Consider the following 16,361-nt stretch of genomic DNA (forward strand, 5'->3'; position numbering starts at 1 on the left):
TCAGCGCAACTGATCCCGAAACTGCCCCGGGGTCATCCCCGTCCAGCGCTTGAACGCGCGGCTGAAGCTGCTGGTGTCGGCGAAGCCCAGCAGATAGCTGACTTCACTCAACGAACACTGTGGATCGCGCAGGTGCAACAGCGCGAGGTTTTCACGGCTTTCGTTGAGCAGGGTGTCGAAGCGACAGCCTTCGTCGGCAAGATGCCGTTGCAGGCTGCGCAGGCTCAGGTGCAAGGCCTGGGCGATGCGTTCGGCGCTCGGTTCGCCTTCGGGCAATTGTTCTTCAATGGCATCGCGCACTTTGCGTTCCCAGGTCAGCGGTTTGAGCTGGGCGAGGGTGCGTTTGAGTACGGCTTCGTTGTGTTCGGCCAGTTCCGGGTTGGCGTCATCGAGGTGGCTGTCGAAGTCGCTGAGGGCGAACTCCAGGCGGTCTTCGGCGGCGGAAAAATACACTGGCGCGCGGAGGACTTTGTGCCATTGCTGGGCGTCGTGCGGTTCCGGGCGGCGCAAGTACACCGCCAGCGGTGCATAGTCACGGCCGAGACGATTGCGGCAGGTGCGCACGTAGATCGCCGCGAAGGCGTCGATGGCTTCGAAGGCCGGGGCCGGGTTGCCTGAGGGGATTTTCAGGCGGAATTGATAGCGGTCTTCGCGGCGGCTCAGTTCCAGCTCCAGCGCATCGCTGACCACCGGGTGATAACGCACGATGCGCTCGAACACCTCGCGCAAACTGCCGCTGGCCACCAGTGCATAACCGAGCGCGTGGAACGTGGTCGGGCTGACGAAGCGCGACACGCGCAAGCCCAGCGCCGGATCGCCGCTGGCCTCAACCGCGAGTGCCCACAAACGCGTGGTGCCGGACAGCGGATAACGCGCGTTAGGGTCGTCCATCAGCGTCGGGTCGAGCCCGGCCTGCTGGCACAGGGCGAGGCTGTCCAGACCCAGCGCGTCGAGTTGCTTGCGCAGGGCACGGGTCCAGCTGGCGAGGGAGGTCGGTTCCTTCATGCTGATTGGCGCGTCCGGTCAACAGGTTGGCGTTCTTGGCTAGCGCGGTTCAAGCCCCGGCGAGGCACGATGCACACATCTTAGACCGGAGGATGGAAGCATGGACGGTACTTCTGCAAGCCCTGAACGACTGAATGCGGCGCAGCGCTCGGCGCATATTCGCCAGGTGGTGCTGGCCAAAGGTGTGGAATTGCGTGAGCGCTACCCGATTCTCCAGCATCAGGATGCTCTGGGCGTGGGGATTCTGGTGTTCGCGCTGGCCGGGATGATTGGATCAGCGGCGCTGTACATCACCGGCCATATGGCCTGGTGGGTGTGCCTGCTGCTCAATGGTTTTTTCGCCTCGCTGACCCATGAGCTTGAGCACGACCTGATCCACAGCATGTATTTCCGCAAGCAGCGCGTGCCGCACAACCTGATGATGGGCCTGGTCTGGCTGGCGCGGCCGAGCACGATCAACCCGTGGATCCGCCGTCATCTGCACCTCAACCACCACAAGGTGTCCGGCACCGAAGCCGACATGGAAGAGCGTGCGATCACCAACGGCGAGCCGTGGGGTTTTGCGCGCCTGTTGATGGTGGGCGACAACCTCATGTCGGCGTGCATCCGCCTGCTGCGGGCCAAAACCTGGGCGCACAAGCTGAGCATCGGCAAACGCGTGCTCAAGGTCTACGCACCGCTGGCGCTGCTGCACTGGGGCGCGTGGTATGTGTTTCTCGGCTTTCATGCGGCGAACGGCATCGCCTATTGGCTGGGCTCGCCAATCGAGTGGTCGGCCACCACGCTTTCGGTAATGCAGGTGATCGATATTGCCGCCGTGGTGATCATCGGCCCGAACGTGCTGCGCACTTTTTGCCTGCATTTCATCAGCTCGAACATGCATTACTACGGTGACGTCGAACCGGGCAATGTGCTGCAGCAATGTCAGGTGCTGAACCCGTGGTGGCTGTGGCCGTTGCAGGCGTTTTGCTTCAACTTCGGCAGCAGTCACGGGATTCATCATTTCGTGGTGAAGGAGCCGTTTTACATTCGCCAGATGACGGTGCCGGTGGCGCATAAGGTAATGCGCGAGATGGGCGTGCGTTTCAATGATTTCGGCACGTTTGGCCGGGCGAACCGGTTTGTGCGCAGGGACGAAGAGGTGGTGTCCGGGGAAGTGGTGGAGGCCTGACAGATGCCCCTCACCCTAGCCCTCTCCCGGGGGGAGAGGGGACTGATCGAGGTGTTTAGGCTTGATACATCGACCTGAAATTCCGTGCCGAACTCGGGTTTGAAAAGCATGAAGATCTGCTCCCTTTCCCCCTCTCCCTCTGGGAGAGGGCTGGGGTGAGGGGCTCTTGATCTTGCTTCAATCCGGCTGAAACGGCGAAGCACTGAGGATCACTCCGGTCTCCTCGACATACCGCTGCCAATGCCCGATCAGGTCAGTGAGTTTCTGCGGCTGACTCAATGCCAGGTCATGAATCTCCCCCGGATCGCTTGCCAGATCATAGAGCTGCCAGGTCGCCGGCCCCACCGGCCCGGGGATCCACACCGCTTTCCACGACCCTTGGCGAATTGCCCGGCGTCCGAACAATTCCCAACCCGTCACGGTGTGTTCGTCATGCACCTGCGTGGTCTCGCCGGACAAAAAGCCCAGCCACGATTTACCGCGCAGTGGCGCCACGGCTTTGCCTTTCCACTGTTTGCCCGGATGCCGCACGCCAGCCAGATCGAGGATGGTCGGGGTGATGTCCATCACCGTGCCGAAACCATGGCTGATCTGCCCTTTGAGCGGCAGTTGCGGATAGTGCAGCAGCGCCGGCACGCGGATCCCGCCCTCGGTGGTAAACGCTTTGAACAACCGCGACGGCGCGGTCGCCACCTGTGCCCAGTTCGGCCCGTACCAGACGTAGGAATTGGCCCGGCCGATGTTGTCGAGGCTGTTGTCGTAATGCTGGTTCAGGTAGGTCATCAACTCCGGACCGAACTTGGGGAACGCTTCCAGCAGCGCGCCTTCTGCACCGTTATCGGACATGAACAGGATAAAGGTGTTATCGAGTTGGCCTTGCTGGCGCAAATAATCGACCACACGGCCGATGTTCCAGTCCATGCGCTCGACCATCGCCGCGTAGACCTCCATCGCTCGTGCGGATATCTGCTTTTGCTCATCGCTCAAAGCGTCCCACTGGGCGCTGAGCTGAATCAGCGGATGCGGCTCGACGTCTGCCTCGATCAGGCCCAGCGCCTTGAGTTTTTCCAGGCGTTCGAGGCGTAGCGCTTCCGGGCCGGCATCGTAGCGGCCACGGTATTTCGCGACGATCTCGGCGGGCGCCTGCAGCGGCCAGTGCGGTGCGGAGAACGGCAGATAGGCGAAGAACGGCCGGGTCTGATCGCGTTCCTTCAGGTACTGCAGCAACTTGTCGCCGAAGGCATCGGAGGAATAGAAATCCTTCGGCAACTCGTCGACAAACTGATCGTCTTCGATGTACAGCGCCGGGGTGGATTTCAGCAGCCCGGGCGTTTGCTCATCGTAGGTCGGCTCGAACCCATAGTGGTTGGCGGCGCCCGGCAACAGCGAAAATGATCGCTCGAAGCCGCGCGCATGGGGCGCCAGTTCGGCCTTCAGACCCAGATGCCATTTGCCGCTCATCAAGGTCTGATACCCGGCCTCGCGCAGCAGCTCGGGCAAGGCGACGACGCGGTCATTGAGGTAGCCCTCGTAGCCGGGTTTGCCGATCAGTTCCGGAGTCAACGCTTCGGCCATGGTGCCGATGCCGGCGATGTGGTGATCGGTGCCGGTCAGCAGCATCGAACGCGTCGGCGAGCAGGTCGGCGCAGTGTGAAAATCAGTCAGGCGCAGGCCGTTGTCGGCCAGTGCATCGAGGTTCGGCGTAGCGATTTCGCCGCCGAACGCACCGATATCGGAAAAGCCCAGATCGTCGGCCAGAATCACCAGAAAGTTGGGACGTTGCGGCATCGCGAAACTCCTGTTCAGCAGGCAATGAACGTCAGCGGCAGATCGCGGATCTGCACCGGTGCGCTCGGTTGGTAGTGGTCATCACTGGTCAATTCGTGCAGCAGTTCTTCGCGCAACTGATGGAAGTCGTAACCGCTGCGCTGGCGCGGGTGCGGCAAGGCGATGTCGACCACTTGCTTGATCCGCCCCGGACGCGGCTCCATCACCACCACGCGGTCGGCGAGAAAGATTGCTTCGTCGACATCGTGGGTCACCAGAATCGTGGTGATCCTTGCCCGTTCGCGGATCGCCAACAGCTCGTCCTGCATTTGCTGACGGGTCAGCGCATCGAGGGCACCGAAAGGTTCGTCGAGCAGCAGGATTCGCGGGCTGGCGACGAGGCCGCGGGCAATCGCCACGCGCTGCGCCATGCCGCCAGAAAGCTGATGCGGATAGGCCTCGGTGAAATCGCTGAGGCCGACCAGCTCGATGAAATCCTTGATGCGCTGTTGTTTCTGCGCCCCGCTCAGCGGTTCGTTGACCAGGCCCAGGCCGATGTTGTCGGCGACCGTCAGCCATGGGAACAGGCGATGTTCCTGAAAGACGATGCCGCGCTCGCCGCCGATGCCGCTGACGGCTTTGCCGTCGACGCTGATCTGGCCGCGAAACTCGGTGTCGAGGCCGACCAGCAAACGCAGCAGGGTGGATTTGCCACAGCCGCTGGAACCGACAATGGCGACAAATTCGCCCTCGGCGATGTCCAGGTTGAATTCACGGATCGCCTCCAGTTCGAAACCGTTGACGGCGAAGGATTTGCCTACGTGGTTGAAGCTGACAATTGGTGCGTTCATGCGTGTCTCCAGCGGGTCGCGCGAATTTCCAGGCGTTGGCCGATCAGGTTGAGCAGGGCGCCAGTAAGTCCGACCAGCAGCATGCCAGCCATGATCAGGTCCATGCGCAGCAGCTGTTGCGCGCCGATCATCTGGCTGCCGATGCCGCCATTGGACGGCATGAAATATTCGGCGCCGATGGTGCCCAGCCAGGCGTAGATCAGGCTCAGTCGCAGCCCGGCGAAAATCCCCGGCGCAGCGCCCGGCAGCACCAGTCGGCGCAGCCGCTGGCCGAGGTTCAGGCGCAGCACTTGCGCGGCTTCGTTGAGTTGCGGCGACAGGTTGGCGACGCTGCGCTGGGTGGCGATGAACAGCGGGAAAAACGCGGCGAGGGCAACGAACACCCACTTGGCCAGTTCGCCCAAGCCGAACCACGCGGTGAGCAGCGGCACCCAGGCGAAAATCGCGATCTGCCGCAGTGCGGCGAATGTCGGGCCGAGCAGGCGTTCACTGAGACGCGACAGGCCGAGCAGCAAGCCCAGGGCGAAACCGAGTCCGCCACCAATCAGCAAACCGCCGAGGGTGCGGCTCAGGCTCAGCGCCATGCCGTTGACCAGCGTGCCGTCGAGCAGTCCGTCCCATGCCGTGCTCAGTACAGCCGCAGGGCTGACCAGAATGCTCGCGTCGACCCACTGTTGATCATTGGCCAGTTGCCACAGCGCCAGCAACCCCAGCGGCAGCAGCCACGGTTGCAGGCGTTGCCAGCCTTGATAGCGTGGGCCGCGAGTGATGTGTGCGGTGGCCGGGTGTGGCCAGTGCACCAGTTTGCGGTCGAGCAGACCGATGCCGCGATCCATGGCCACGCCGATCAGACCGATGATCACGATGCACACGAACACGATGTCGAGCATGAACAGCTGCCGCGCCCAGACCATCAGATAGCCGATGCCTTCACTGGAGGCCAGCAGCTCGACGGCCAGCAACGAGGTCCAGCCGGCGGCGAGTGCCAGGCGCACACCGGCCATGAATGCCGGCAGCGCCGCTGGGAGCACCAGACGCCGAATCAGCAGAAGTGGCGGCAAGCGCAACACGGCGGCGGCTTCGCGCAGTTTCGGTTGCGCATCGCGCACGCCGACCAGCGTGTGCAGGGTAACCGGCACGACGATGGCTTTGATCAACACCACCAGTTTCAGCACTTCGCCGATGCCGAAAAACACCATGAACAGCGGAATCCATGCCAGCGTCGGCACCTGTGCAAGTCCGGCGAAAGTCGGGAAGATCAGTCGCTCCAGACGTCGGCTGAAACCCAGTGCGGCGCCGAGCACCGCGCCGGCCGAAACGCCTGCCAGCAAGCCCCAGAACAACCGTTGCAGGCTGACCCACAAATGGCTCCACAACTCGCCTTGCGCCAGTTCCACGGCACTGCTCCACACCAGCGATGGTGCCGGTAGGATCTGCTCGCTCATCCACTGGTTGCGCGCGGCCAGCCACCACAGGACGAACAGGCTGACAGGCAGGAGCCATGGCAACAGACGTTGATGCAGACTGGGCCAGGAGCGGCGGCTTTTCAGTGGCGGCGCGGCCAGCGGCAGGCTGAGCAGGGATTGACGGGCCATGGGTGACCTCCGTTGTCGGGTTGCATCAAGATCGGGTCAAGACCAGAAGATCGCAGCCTTCGGCAGCTCCTGCATGGATCGCATTCCCCTGTAGGAGCTGCCGAAGGCTGCGATCTTTAGCGGTATTAGCCACACTAAAATAGTTATAAGCCAACGAGAAAAATATCAATTTGGAGATAAGCGAAGCCATTTAAGGCTTACAGTCCGTACGCATCCAATGCATTCGAAGAATATTTTCGATGCTGTTCATGCATATCGCGCTGCAAGCCGCATTCGCTCTCGCTTAGCTCATATAGATATAAAAATGTGCATTTATAGTATTTAAGTGAAGGTGCGCATTCAGCCTACTTTCGGCTCCTCAGCGATCAAGGAGCCGCATCCATGAACCCTCCGTTCAAACGTCTCATCAGTCTGTTGGCCGCCCCGGCGCTTGCAGGCTTTCTCACGCTCAGCGCCCAGGCCGAGGAGCTCAAGGAAATCCGCATCGCCGTGCCCGATCTCAGTGCCGGTACGCAGCACAGCGGTGGCGGCGTAGTCGATGTGCTGCGCGATCAACAGATCTTCGAAAAGGCTTTCGCCGAGCAGGGCATCAAGATTCAGTGGAGTTTCTTCAAGGGCGCCGGGCCGGTGATCAATGAGGCGTTTGCCAACGGTCAGGTCGATCTGGCCTATCTCGGCGATCTCGCCGCGATCATCGGCAAGTCCAATGGTCTGGACACGCGCCTGCTCAGCGCCACGGCGCGTGGGGTCAAGCAATACCTCGGCGTGGTGCCCGGCTCGGGGATCAAGACCCTGCAGGATCTCAAGGGCAAGCGCGTGGCGATCTTCCGCGGTACGGCGACGCAGCTGTCGTTCGATGCGGCGCTGGCCAGTCAGGGGCTGAGCGAGAAAGACGTGAAGGTCATCAATCTGGATTTCAACGCCGCGGTCTCGGCACTCGCGGCCAGGCAGATCGATGCATCGTGGGGCAGCTCCGCCCTGAGTGCCTTGCAAGCCAAAGGCCTGGCGGAATTGCCGCTGAACACCAAGGACCTTGGCGGCGCTGGCAGCGTTCAGGCGGTCCTGCTCGGCAACGGCAAGTTTGTCGACGCACATCCTGAAGTCATCGCGAAACTGCTCAAGGCGCAGCAGCAGGCGGTCGAGTGGCTGACTCAGGACAGCAACAAGGACGCCTATGTGCAACTGGTATCGGGGCTGGCGAGTTATCCGCCGGTGATCCTTACTCAGGATCTGAAAGATCAGAATCTGAGCGAAATTTTCCCATCGACCCTGGATCCGGTGTTTCTCAGTGGCCTGCAGGACAAGGTCGACCTGGCGGCGCAGCAGAGGCTGATCCGCAAGCCGTTCAAGGTCAGTGATTGGGTGGCGCCTGAGCTCTCAGCCGCCAAGCTTTAGATCTCCAGCGTCTTCGCTGAACTCTTCGCGAGCAGGCTCGCTCCCACATTTGGATATGTGCACATATCCAAATGTGGGAGCGAGCCTGCTCGCGAAGGGGTTTCAGACAGCGACGCTGACATCCTGCCGATCCACCGCCACCAGCGTCTCGATCATCGCCCTGGCCGCTGGCGACAGCCGAAACCCGGTACGGCTGACGATGCCGCAGCGCGCGTTCATGCTCTCCAGGTTCTGCGGCAGGTTGCGCCAGTGCAGCAGTACCAGCGCCCCCTTGGCGACATCTTCGACAAACGCCTCCTCCGTGCCGACACCGATTGCATTGGATTGCAGCACCACTTTCACCAGCGCCGGGAAATGTTCGGTCTCGATGGTCGGCGAGAAATCGATGCGTCCGCTGAGGTTCGCCAGCAGCTTGCGAATACCCGGCGGAATCAGCGTGGCGGCCAGCGGGTAGTCGAACATGTCGTTGGTCGACAGGCTTTCCTTGGCCAACAACGGATGTCCCGGGCGGCAGAAAAATACGCCGCGCTTGGGTGTCAGCGGTTGGGTCTGGAAATTCGGATCGGACTCGAAATGGCGAATGTCGGCGATGAAGAATTCGATCTCTTCGCGGCTCAGCGCACGGCTGAGCTTTTCCCAGTTATCCACCTGAAAACAGGTGCGCACTTTCGGGTGCGCATTGATGAATTGCGCCACCGCGTCCGGCACCAGTTTAACCGCCGGCGCCGGGCCGCAGCCGAAGTGCACTTCGCCGGCGTCGAGCTTGGTCATCTGCGTCACTTCAGCGCTGAGCAATGCCGCCCCCTGCACCAGGCTCAGGGCGTGTTGCAGCACTACCTGGCCCTCCGGGGTCGGACGCAGATCCTTGTTGCCGCGATCCACCAGCACGCAGCCGAACTCTTGCTCCAGCCCCTGAATGCTGCGGCTGAACGCCGGTTGAGTGATGCCCATGGCGTCTGCCGCGCGGACAAAACTGCGGTGTTCGTTGAGGGCGATGAAGTAGCGCAACTGGCGAAGATCCATATGCTTTTCCGGCATCCTAAAAATAGCTCGAAGGCATTTGCGACGAGGGTTGCTTGAGGTTTTAAATGCAAGCTCTTATTCCGTCAACGAAGCATGTGAATATCTATTAGATGTAAATGGAATATAGATAGAGCGTTGTTTCGCTGCCGGAAAAATCGCAAACCGTCGATGAGGGTCGTCCCATGAGCAATGCCGCACTCGCCGTAAAACCCGTTTCTCACGCGTTGGAAATTCACCCCGTAGCCGGGCGTATCGGTGCGGAAATCCGCGGCGTGCACCTGTCCGGGGAGCTGGATGCCGCCACCGTCGAAGCAATCCAGCAGGCGCTGGTTGACTACAAAGTGCTGTTTTTCCGCGAACAGACTCAGCTCGACGATCAGCGTCAGGAAGCCTTCGCTCATCTGCTCGGCGAGCCGGTAGCGCACCCCACCGTGCCGGTACGAGAGGGCACTCGATATCTGCTTGAGCTGGACGGCGCCGAAGGTCAGCGCGCCAATTCCTGGCACACCGACGTGACGTTCGTCGACGCCTACCCGAAAGCCTCGATCCTGCGCTCGGTGGTCGCCCCGGCATACGGCGGCGATACGCTGTGGGCCAACACCGCAACGGCATACAGTGGCTTGCCGATCGAGCTGCGTGAACTGGCCGACAAGCTCACCGCCGTGCACAGCAATGAGTACGACTATGCCGGGGCGAAGCCGGACGTCTCTGCGGAAAAACTGGAGCGCTATCGCAAAGTCTTCACCTCGACCGTTTACGAGACCGAGCATCCGGTGGTGCGAGTGCATCCGATCAGCGGCGAAAAGAGCCTGCTGCTGGGGCATTTCGTCAAACGCATCAAAGGCTATTCGCAGGCAGATTCGGCGCACCTGTTCGGCTTGTTGCAAAGCCATGTGATCCGCCAGGAAAACACCGTGCGCTGGCGCTGGCAGGCCGGTGATGTGGCGATCTGGGATAACCGTTCGACGCAGCATTACGCGATTGATGATTACGGCACCCAGGATCGCGTGGTGCGTCGAGTGACGCTCAAGGGCGAGGTGCCGGTGGGGGTGAATGGGCAGCGGAGCCAGACCATCAAAGGGCGTGACTGAAGATCAAAAGCCCCTCACCCCAGCCCTCTCCCAGAGGGAGAGGGAGCCGACCGAGTTGTCTTGCGTTGTACGTCGACCTGAAAGACCGAGCCGATCATTGGTTCGGTCTTTCAGGTCGATGCAGCTTCTGAATATCCCCCAATCAGTCCCCTCTCCCTTTGGGAGAGGGTTAGGGTGAGGGGCTCTTGATGCTACCAAACCCCAATCTGAACCACCTTCTCGCTTTCCGGCTCTCCATAACGAAACCGCTGCCCGCGCAAGTCGATCTCCTGATGGCTGATGGTCGTACGCCGCTTCAGGCCGCGCACCCACTCAAACAGATACCCCGCATGCTCCTCGCGCACCGCCGCGTACGCCGGGTCATCCCCCAGATCACGCAGTTCCTGCGGGTCATTCAACAGATCAAACAGCTGCGCTCGAAAGCCGTCGTACGCCAGGTATTTCCAGCGCTCGCTGCGCACCATGGTCATGCGGCAACGGTCGATCGGTTGGTCCAGTCGTTCCCGCGCCGGTGCCTGAAAGGCGTAGTCGTACTCGCTGATCGCATAGCGGCGCCAATCGGGATTTTCTCCGTGCAGCAGCGGGATCAGTGAACGCCCTTCGAGCCGATGTTCCGCGCCCGGTAATCCCAGCGCTTGAAGAAATGTCGGCAACCCATCGATGGTTTCCGCCAAGCGATCATCGACAGTGCCACGGGTGACATCCGCCGCCGGCCGAGGGTCACGCACGATCAGTGGCACGCCCACCGCCTGCTCGAGCAGAAACTCCTTCTCGCCCAGCCAATGATCGCCAAGGAAGTCGCCGTGATCGCTGGTGAACACGATCAACGTGTCATCCCAGCGCCCGTTGCTCTGCAGAAAATCGAACAGCCGCCCCAAATGATCGTCCACCTGCTTGATCAAGCCCATGTAGGTGGGGATTACATTCAATCGTACTGAATCGCGGGAAAAGTTGAGGCTTTCCTCATGTTGACGAAAGGCAGCATATACGGGGTGTTTGCTGGCTTCAGAGGGCGATGCGCGGACCGGTTCGAGAATCGATTTCGTACTGTACAAGGCGTGGTATGGCGCCGGTACGATGTAGGGCCAGTGGGGTTTGATGTACGAGAGGTGTAAACACCAGGATTTCTCGCCTTGCTCAGCGATGAAGTCGATGGCGCGATTGGTAGTGTAGACAGTCTCGGAGTGTTGCTCGGGAATTCGTGCTGGCAAATTCGCATGACGCATTTTCCAGCCACTGAGGATTTCACCGTTCTCGCCTTCGGCGGCGTTCGCCCAGTCGTGCCAGGGATTGCGGCCGTCGAAGCCGTGTTCGCGCAGATAGTGGGTGTAGGGCGCGGAATCGCGCTTGTCGTCGAATAAAGGATTGTCGGGGTAGATGCCGTCGTGGCGCAGGTACGGTTCGAAGCCGACCTCATTGAGCAACTCGGCTTGCGCGCTTTGCGGGTTGATCGCCAGGCGCTGCAAGGCGTCGACATTGGCCGTGGCGTGGGTCTTGCCGACCAGTGCAGTGCGAATGCCGTGAGGCCGCAGGTAATCGCCGATCGTCAGTTCATCCAGCGGCAAGGGCACGGCGTTCCAGGCCACTTGATGACTGCTGACATAGCGTCCGGTATAGGCCGACATCCGCGACGGGCCGCAGATCGTGCCCTGGGTGTAGGCACGGCTGAAACGCACGCCTTCGGCGGCAAGGCGATCAATGTTCGGCGTGTGCAGATGCGGGTGGCCGTAGCAGGACAGGTAATCGCGGCGCAGTTGATCGCACATGATGTACAGCACGTTGCGCACGGGGTTGGGAGGAGTGGGCATGGGGTTCACCGGTCAGTGGGACAGGTGAGGGTTTTCGCCGTCGGTGGGGGTGTTCGGCAAGTGCATTTGCGGAATGGGGTTTATGCAGGGATTGCATCAGCCTCTTCGCGAGCAGGCTCGCTCGCACATTTGAAATGCGTAATTCCTGTGGGAGCGAGCCTGCTCGCGAAGGGGCCAGCTCAGACCGCAAAATTCTCCAGCGAACACACCTCATCATCCACCGCATCGATCGCCTTGATCTGCTCAATCATCGCTTCGGCCAACGGTGACAACCGATACCCGGCGCGGCTGACAATCCCATAGCGGGTATACAGCTCCTCCAGATCATCGGCGAGACCTTCGATCTTCAGACAGACCAGCTCACCCTTGGCCAGATGCAGCGCATCGGAGTACGCCCCGACAATCCCGATCGCCTCCGATCGCAGCACCACGCTCAACAGACTCGAGCCGTTTTCGCATTCCACATTCGGGGTGAAATCCGGGCGACCGCTGAGGTCGACGATGACCTTGCGCAGGTTCGGCGGGCGGATGCTGACCGCAAGTGGATAACTCAGCAACTGCTCGGCGGTGATCCGTTCAAACGCCGTCAATGGATGCCCGGCGCGGCAGCAGAAATGCCATTTGCGCGCGCGCAAGCGGTGGGTCTGGTAATCCGGATCCGCCTCGAACTGCCGGGTGTCGGCGACGAAGAATTCGAACTCTTCGCTGAGCAGGCGTTTGCTCAGGCTTTGCCAGTCATCGACCTGAAACTGCACCCGTGCTTTCGGGTAGCGACCGATGAAGGCGCCAATCGCGCGCGGGATCAATCCGGCCGCCGGCGCCGGCCCGCAACCAAAGCGCAATTCTCCTGCTTCGAGGCCGTTGAACTGGCTGATCTCGTTGGCCATCTGCTGCGCACCGCTGACCAGCCGCCGCGCATGTTCGAGCAGGACCTGGCCTTGTTTGGTCGGCGGCAATTCCTTGCGCCCACGGTCGACCAACTGGCAGCCGACGCTGTGCTCCAGCGCCTGAATGCTGCGACTGAATGCCGACTGCGACAGGTTCACTGCCTGCGCGCCTGCGACGAAGCTGCGTTGTTCAGCCAGGGCAATGAAGTGACGAAGTTGGCGCAAGTCGATATGCATTTTTCACATAAAAAATATCCGGGAAATGCATTGGATATGCATTAGGTCGACTCCTTATAAAGGCAATCTCTTATGCAGTAAATATTTGTAAATCCATAAATGAATAACTGAAAAGAATATGCAGTGCTGAAGATGTCTGTGTGTTTTTTGACCAGGAGCCGCGCCATGAGTCCGTTGAACCTCGCGTCACCCCCATCACCACGACGGCTCAAACGCCTGCCTTTGGCGCTATTGCTGGCAGGCAGCGCCAGTTGGACTCACGGTTATGCCGCCGAATCGGAAGCCCCGGCGCCGGTCCCGGCAGGCAAAGCGGCAGCCAACGCTTCGCAGCTGGAAACGGTGACCGTCACCACCCGCCGCCGCGAAGAAAGCTCGCAAGATGTACCGACGCCGATGAGCGTGGTCAGCGGGCAGAATCTGGAGACGCAGCGGGTCTACCGTATTCAGGATTTGCAGCAACTGGTGCCCAGCGTCAACGTCGCCTACATGCATGCGCGCCAGTCCAGCGTGTCGATCCGCGGTCTGGGCAACAACCCGGCCAGTGATGGCCTGGAAGGCAGCGTTGGTCTGTACATCGACAACGTCTATCTGGGCCGTCCGGGGATGGCGGTGTTCGATCTGATGGACATCGAGCAGCTCGAAGTTCTGCGTGGGCCGCAGGGCACGCTGTTCGGCAAGAACACCACCGCCGGGGTCATCAACATCAGCACCCGCGCGCCTTCATTCACGCCTGAGCGCAGCATCGAAACCTCGGTCGGCGAGGACGGTTATTTCCAGACCAAGGGCACCATTTCCGGGCCGCTCAATGATCAGTTGGCCGGGCGCTTTTCTGCTTACCGCACGCGCAGTGACGGCGACATCAAGAACGAATACGACGGCCACGACCTTAACGGCGGCTCGCGCGAAGGCTTTCGCGCCCAGCTGTTGTTCAAGCCCGATGAAGATTTCAATCTGCGCTGGATCGGCGATTACAACGAAGAAGATTCCAGCGCCGGTACCCGCGTGCTGTACAACACCGGGCCAACGATCAACGGCGTCAACCTGTATGAATCGCGGGCCAGCGCGGCCGGAGCGACGCTGGTCAACGGTCGGCACCGCAAGGTCAATCTCGACAACGACCAACACGTCACCGTGCATCAGGGCGGCACTTCGGTGGAGGCCAATTGGACGTTGCCGAGCGACTTCACCCTGACGTCGGTCAGCTCGTACCGCTTCTGGAATTTCACCCCGCGCAACGACGACGGCCTCAACGTGCCGGCCAGTTACAACGCCGGCGTGTCGGTGGAAGACAAACAGTACTCGCAGGAATTTCGCCTGGCTTCGCCCAAGGGCGAGTTCTTCGATTACGTGGTCGGTGCCTACTATTTCGGCTCGGATCTGGACAACAAATCCTTTGCCTATTACGGCCCGCAGGCTGATATTTGGAACGGCACGCCGGCCGGCGCCCTGGCCAACGTCACCAGCGTCGGCAAGGGGCATATCAAGACCGACAGTTTCGCCCTGTTCGCTCAAGGCACCTGGCACCTGAGCGAACGCCTGGATTTCACCGCCGGGGTGCGTGGCACCTACGAAGAGAAAAACGCCTCGGTCAGCCGCAACGCGCCGCTCGGTGGCGTGGCGGTGGCGGGCGCGGCAGCCAATGCGCGTCGCGGGCGTGCCGGCGTCTACGATTCCGGAGACTTGAATCAGTACAGCTCCAGCCCCTCGGGACTGCTCAACCTGAGCTATCGCATCACCGATGATGTGCTCGGTTACGCCACGCTGTCCCACGGCGAGAAATCCGGCGGGGTCAACCTCGCGGTCGGCTCTGCGCCGACCGCTGGCGCCGACTCGCTATTGATCGGCACCGAGCGCGCGAACAACGCCGAACTCGGTTTCAAAAGCACGCTGTGGGATCACCGCCTGCAACTCAACGCCAACGTGTTCTGGACTCAGGTCAACGCCTACCAGACCAACGCCTATGACGCCGCCAACCGCGTGCAATACCTGACCAACGCCGGCTCGGTACGCTCGCGCGGCATCGAGTTCGAAAGCACCGTGGTGCCGCTACGTGGCCTGACGCTGAATTTCAACGGCTCGTACAACGACGTCAGCTACCTCTCCTACAAAGATGCACCGTGCCCGCCGGAAGTCAGCCAGGCCCCGGGTGCACCGGCCTCCTGCGATCTCAGCGGCCATCAAGTGGTCGGCGCGTCGAAATGGATCGGCAACGCCAACGGCGAATACAAATGGAATCTGGATAACGGCTTCGAGCCCTACGTTACTGGCAGCTATGCGTTCCGCTCCAAAGCGGTGGGCACGGTCGAGGATTCCGACTACGGGCAGATCCCCAGTTACGCGGTGGTCAACCTCTCCACCGGCCTGCGCGGCGATTTCAATCAGGGCCAGTGGGATGTTTCGCTGTGGCTGAAAAACGCCTTCGACAAAACCTACTACACGACCCTGTGGACGGGCGGCAACGGCGGCTATGAAGGCTTGCTTGGCACGCCGCGAACCCTCGGCGTTACCGGTCGCTACGACTTCTGACGAACGCATCTGATGACAAGCTATCCAGTTTTGTCATCAGATGTGAGCCTATGAAGTTTTATCCAGCTTCAACCCACAACCTCACCGATACCCCTCATTCAAGTGGCTTTATCGGTATGACAATAGTTATGACCACCAATTCCTGTGGCTAAATAAAGGGCTATTTCAGAACGCGCAAACAGTATTGAACTGCGCATTTCTGCTGTTCGATCTGAATAACAGGCATGATTCCTTTTAGGAAAAAACCGGAATTGTCCATGTTGCTGAAAATCTCTCGCTGGCCTGACGGGATCTCTGTCCAGACGCCTGACGTGGTCTTCTGAACGACAATCGGCGAACCACCATCATTAGTGACTTCAAAATCGGGAGTCGAGGTAACTTTGTTTTCCGTTTTACCGGTTTTCTCAGTGGCGGAGGGGGGGGAGTCTGAAAAAACGACGTAGAGCTTTTCAGGCTCGGTTTTCATTGAGACTGACACATATCCCGGTGAAGGCGGGTTCTGGGGAGGGTTGAATAAACCTCCCGCTGTTGGAAGTGCGTTAACACTATAGCTCTCTCCTGGGGCTATCGACGTCTCAGGCTGTCCGTACACTCGAGCATAAACTGTTCCCGACCTGAAGCCGTTTTTGAACTCAGTGCTTAGATACGGCGTTTTATTCTTTTCTTCTGCCTGAACTGTAAGCGGTAATAAGGCGGCAAGCGCAATACACAAAATTCCAGTTTTCATGACGATCTCCGTAGATTTATGGCCGCTTTAATTTGATAACAAAGCCAAGGAGCTCGCTACTGTCAGAAATTACAGGATTTCAAGATCTACAAGATTCCTTCGTAATAAAAAAGCGCGTTTTCGCCGATCTTGGTTATTGATGCCCTTAGTGAATATTTTGAATGCCTAAAATGCATGTCGCGTTATAGCGGGCAGCTACAGCCTGCATAAATCGAGGGTTAGCGGGAATGCTGCGAATTTAATATTCTTTTTGGGCATATCCATGGCGTTAAAAATTA

Annotated in this window: 12 protein-coding genes; 4 read left to right on the forward strand and 8 right to left on the reverse strand. The window is 60.1% G+C overall.

Annotated features, from left to right (window positions below; translation table 11 throughout):
• A complete protein-coding gene (locus tag LIS66_RS00965) occupies nt 1-1,005 on the reverse strand; it encodes an AraC family transcriptional regulator (RefSeq protein ID WP_042610181.1) in 1,005 nt (334 codons plus the stop codon).
• Nucleotides 1,006-1,105: 100 nt separating this feature from the next.
• Between LIS66_RS00965 and LIS66_RS00970 the strand changes: the two genes are divergently transcribed.
• Complete coding sequence (locus tag LIS66_RS00970) at nt 1,106-2,176, forward strand: fatty acid desaturase (RefSeq protein WP_227973421.1); 1,071 nt, start codon at nt 1,106-1,108, stop codon at nt 2,174-2,176.
• A gap of 177 nt (nt 2,177-2,353) precedes the next feature.
• Here the strand turns inward: LIS66_RS00970 and LIS66_RS00975 are convergent, their stop codons facing one another.
• The 3 genes from LIS66_RS00975 to LIS66_RS00985 are packed head-to-tail and all read right to left on the reverse strand — an operon-like array spanning nt 2,354 to nt 6,389.
• Complete coding sequence (locus tag LIS66_RS00975) at nt 2,354-3,964, reverse strand: arylsulfatase (protein WP_227973422.1); 1,611 nt, start codon at nt 3,962-3,964, stop codon at nt 2,354-2,356.
• A 14-nt stretch (nt 3,965-3,978) separates the two neighbouring features.
• A complete protein-coding gene (locus tag LIS66_RS00980; protein ID WP_227973423.1) occupies nt 3,979-4,794 on the reverse strand; it encodes an ABC transporter ATP-binding protein in 816 nt (271 codons plus the stop codon).
• Nucleotides 4,791-6,389, reverse strand: coding sequence for an ABC transporter permease (locus LIS66_RS00985; RefSeq protein WP_227973424.1), 1,599 nt, complete (start codon nt 6,387-6,389; stop codon nt 4,791-4,793). The genes LIS66_RS00980 and LIS66_RS00985 overlap by 4 nt, the downstream gene beginning before the upstream one ends.
• Nucleotides 6,390-6,770: 381 nt before the next feature.
• On the opposite strand from LIS66_RS00985, the gene LIS66_RS00990 reads away from it, so the two are divergent.
• The gene (locus LIS66_RS00990) at nt 6,771-7,784 is read left to right on the forward strand and encodes an ABC transporter substrate-binding protein (RefSeq protein ID WP_227973425.1); all 1,014 of its coding nucleotides are present in this window, start codon (nt 6,771-6,773) and stop codon (nt 7,782-7,784) included.
• Between the two features lie 102 nt (nt 7,785-7,886).
• On the opposite strand, the gene LIS66_RS00995 is transcribed toward LIS66_RS00990, so the two are convergent.
• Nucleotides 7,887-8,807 (reverse strand): LysR family transcriptional regulator, encoded by a 921-nt coding sequence (locus LIS66_RS00995; protein WP_064361622.1) that lies wholly within the window; start codon nt 8,805-8,807, stop codon nt 7,887-7,889.
• Nucleotides 8,808-8,989: 182 nt separating this feature from the next.
• Between LIS66_RS00995 and LIS66_RS01000 the strand changes: the two genes are divergently transcribed.
• The gene (locus LIS66_RS01000; protein ID WP_083353959.1) at nt 8,990-9,898 is read left to right on the forward strand and encodes a TauD/TfdA dioxygenase family protein; all 909 of its coding nucleotides are present in this window, start codon (nt 8,990-8,992) and stop codon (nt 9,896-9,898) included.
• 191 nt (nt 9,899-10,089) lie between these two features.
• Here the strand turns inward: LIS66_RS01000 and LIS66_RS01005 are convergent, their stop codons facing one another.
• Both LIS66_RS01005 and LIS66_RS01010 read right to left on the reverse strand, forming a co-directional pair.
• On the reverse strand, nt 10,090-11,706 hold the full coding sequence (locus LIS66_RS01005; RefSeq protein WP_227973426.1) for an alkaline phosphatase family protein: 1,617 nt from the start codon (nt 11,704-11,706) through the stop codon (nt 10,090-10,092).
• 179 nt (nt 11,707-11,885) lie between these two features.
• Nucleotides 11,886-12,830 carry a LysR family transcriptional regulator gene (locus LIS66_RS01010; protein ID WP_042608540.1) on the reverse strand — a complete coding sequence of 315 codons (945 nt, stop codon included), beginning with the start codon at nt 12,828-12,830 and terminating at the stop codon, nt 11,886-11,888.
• Between the two features lie 165 nt (nt 12,831-12,995).
• Between LIS66_RS01010 and LIS66_RS01015 the strand changes: the two genes are divergently transcribed.
• Nucleotides 12,996-15,356: a TonB-dependent receptor gene (locus LIS66_RS01015; RefSeq protein WP_227973427.1), complete on the forward strand. Its 2,361-nt coding sequence runs from the start codon at nt 12,996-12,998 to the stop codon at nt 15,354-15,356.
• A 160-nt stretch (nt 15,357-15,516) separates the two neighbouring features.
• Here the strand turns inward: LIS66_RS01015 and LIS66_RS01020 are convergent, their stop codons facing one another.
• A complete protein-coding gene (locus tag LIS66_RS01020) occupies nt 15,517-16,083 on the reverse strand; it encodes a hypothetical protein (protein WP_227973428.1) in 567 nt (188 codons plus the stop codon).
• Nucleotides 16,084-16,361 lie beyond the last annotated feature (278 nt).

The sequence above is a fragment of the Pseudomonas sp. HN2 genome (genome assembly GCF_020736465.1).
Taxonomy (GTDB): Bacteria; Pseudomonadota; Gammaproteobacteria; order Pseudomonadales; family Pseudomonadaceae; genus Aquipseudomonas; species Aquipseudomonas moraviensis_A.

Bases quoted from the DNA above. Each gene is read 5' to 3' on its own strand.
- LIS66_RS00965 (WP_042610181.1), bottom strand. From the start codon at position 1,005: ATGAAGGAACCGACCTCCCTCGCCAGCTGGACCCGTGCCCTGCGCAAG.
- LIS66_RS00970 (WP_227973421.1), top strand. From the start codon at position 1,106: ATGGACGGTACTTCTGCAAGCCCTGAACGACTGAATGCGGCGCAGCGC.
- LIS66_RS00975 (WP_227973422.1), bottom strand. From the start codon at position 3,964: ATGCCGCAACGTCCCAACTTTCTGGTGATTCTGGCCGACGATCTGGGC.
- LIS66_RS00980 (WP_227973423.1), bottom strand. From the start codon at position 4,794: ATGAACGCACCAATTGTCAGCTTCAACCACGTAGGCAAATCCTTCGCC.
- LIS66_RS00985 (WP_227973424.1), bottom strand. From the start codon at position 6,389: ATGGCCCGTCAATCCCTGCTCAGCCTGCCGCTGGCCGCGCCGCCACTG.
- LIS66_RS00990 (WP_227973425.1), top strand. From the start codon at position 6,771: ATGAACCCTCCGTTCAAACGTCTCATCAGTCTGTTGGCCGCCCCGGCG.
- LIS66_RS00995 (WP_064361622.1), bottom strand. From the start codon at position 8,807: ATGGATCTTCGCCAGTTGCGCTACTTCATCGCCCTCAACGAACACCGC.
- LIS66_RS01000 (WP_083353959.1), top strand. From the start codon at position 8,990: ATGAGCAATGCCGCACTCGCCGTAAAACCCGTTTCTCACGCGTTGGAA.
- LIS66_RS01005 (WP_227973426.1), bottom strand. From the start codon at position 11,706: ATGCCCACTCCTCCCAACCCCGTGCGCAACGTGCTGTACATCATGTGC.
- LIS66_RS01010 (WP_042608540.1), bottom strand. From the start codon at position 12,830: ATGCATATCGACTTGCGCCAACTTCGTCACTTCATTGCCCTGGCTGAA.
- LIS66_RS01015 (WP_227973427.1), top strand. From the start codon at position 12,996: ATGAGTCCGTTGAACCTCGCGTCACCCCCATCACCACGACGGCTCAAA.
- LIS66_RS01020 (WP_227973428.1), bottom strand. From the start codon at position 16,083: ATGAAAACTGGAATTTTGTGTATTGCGCTTGCCGCCTTATTACCGCTT.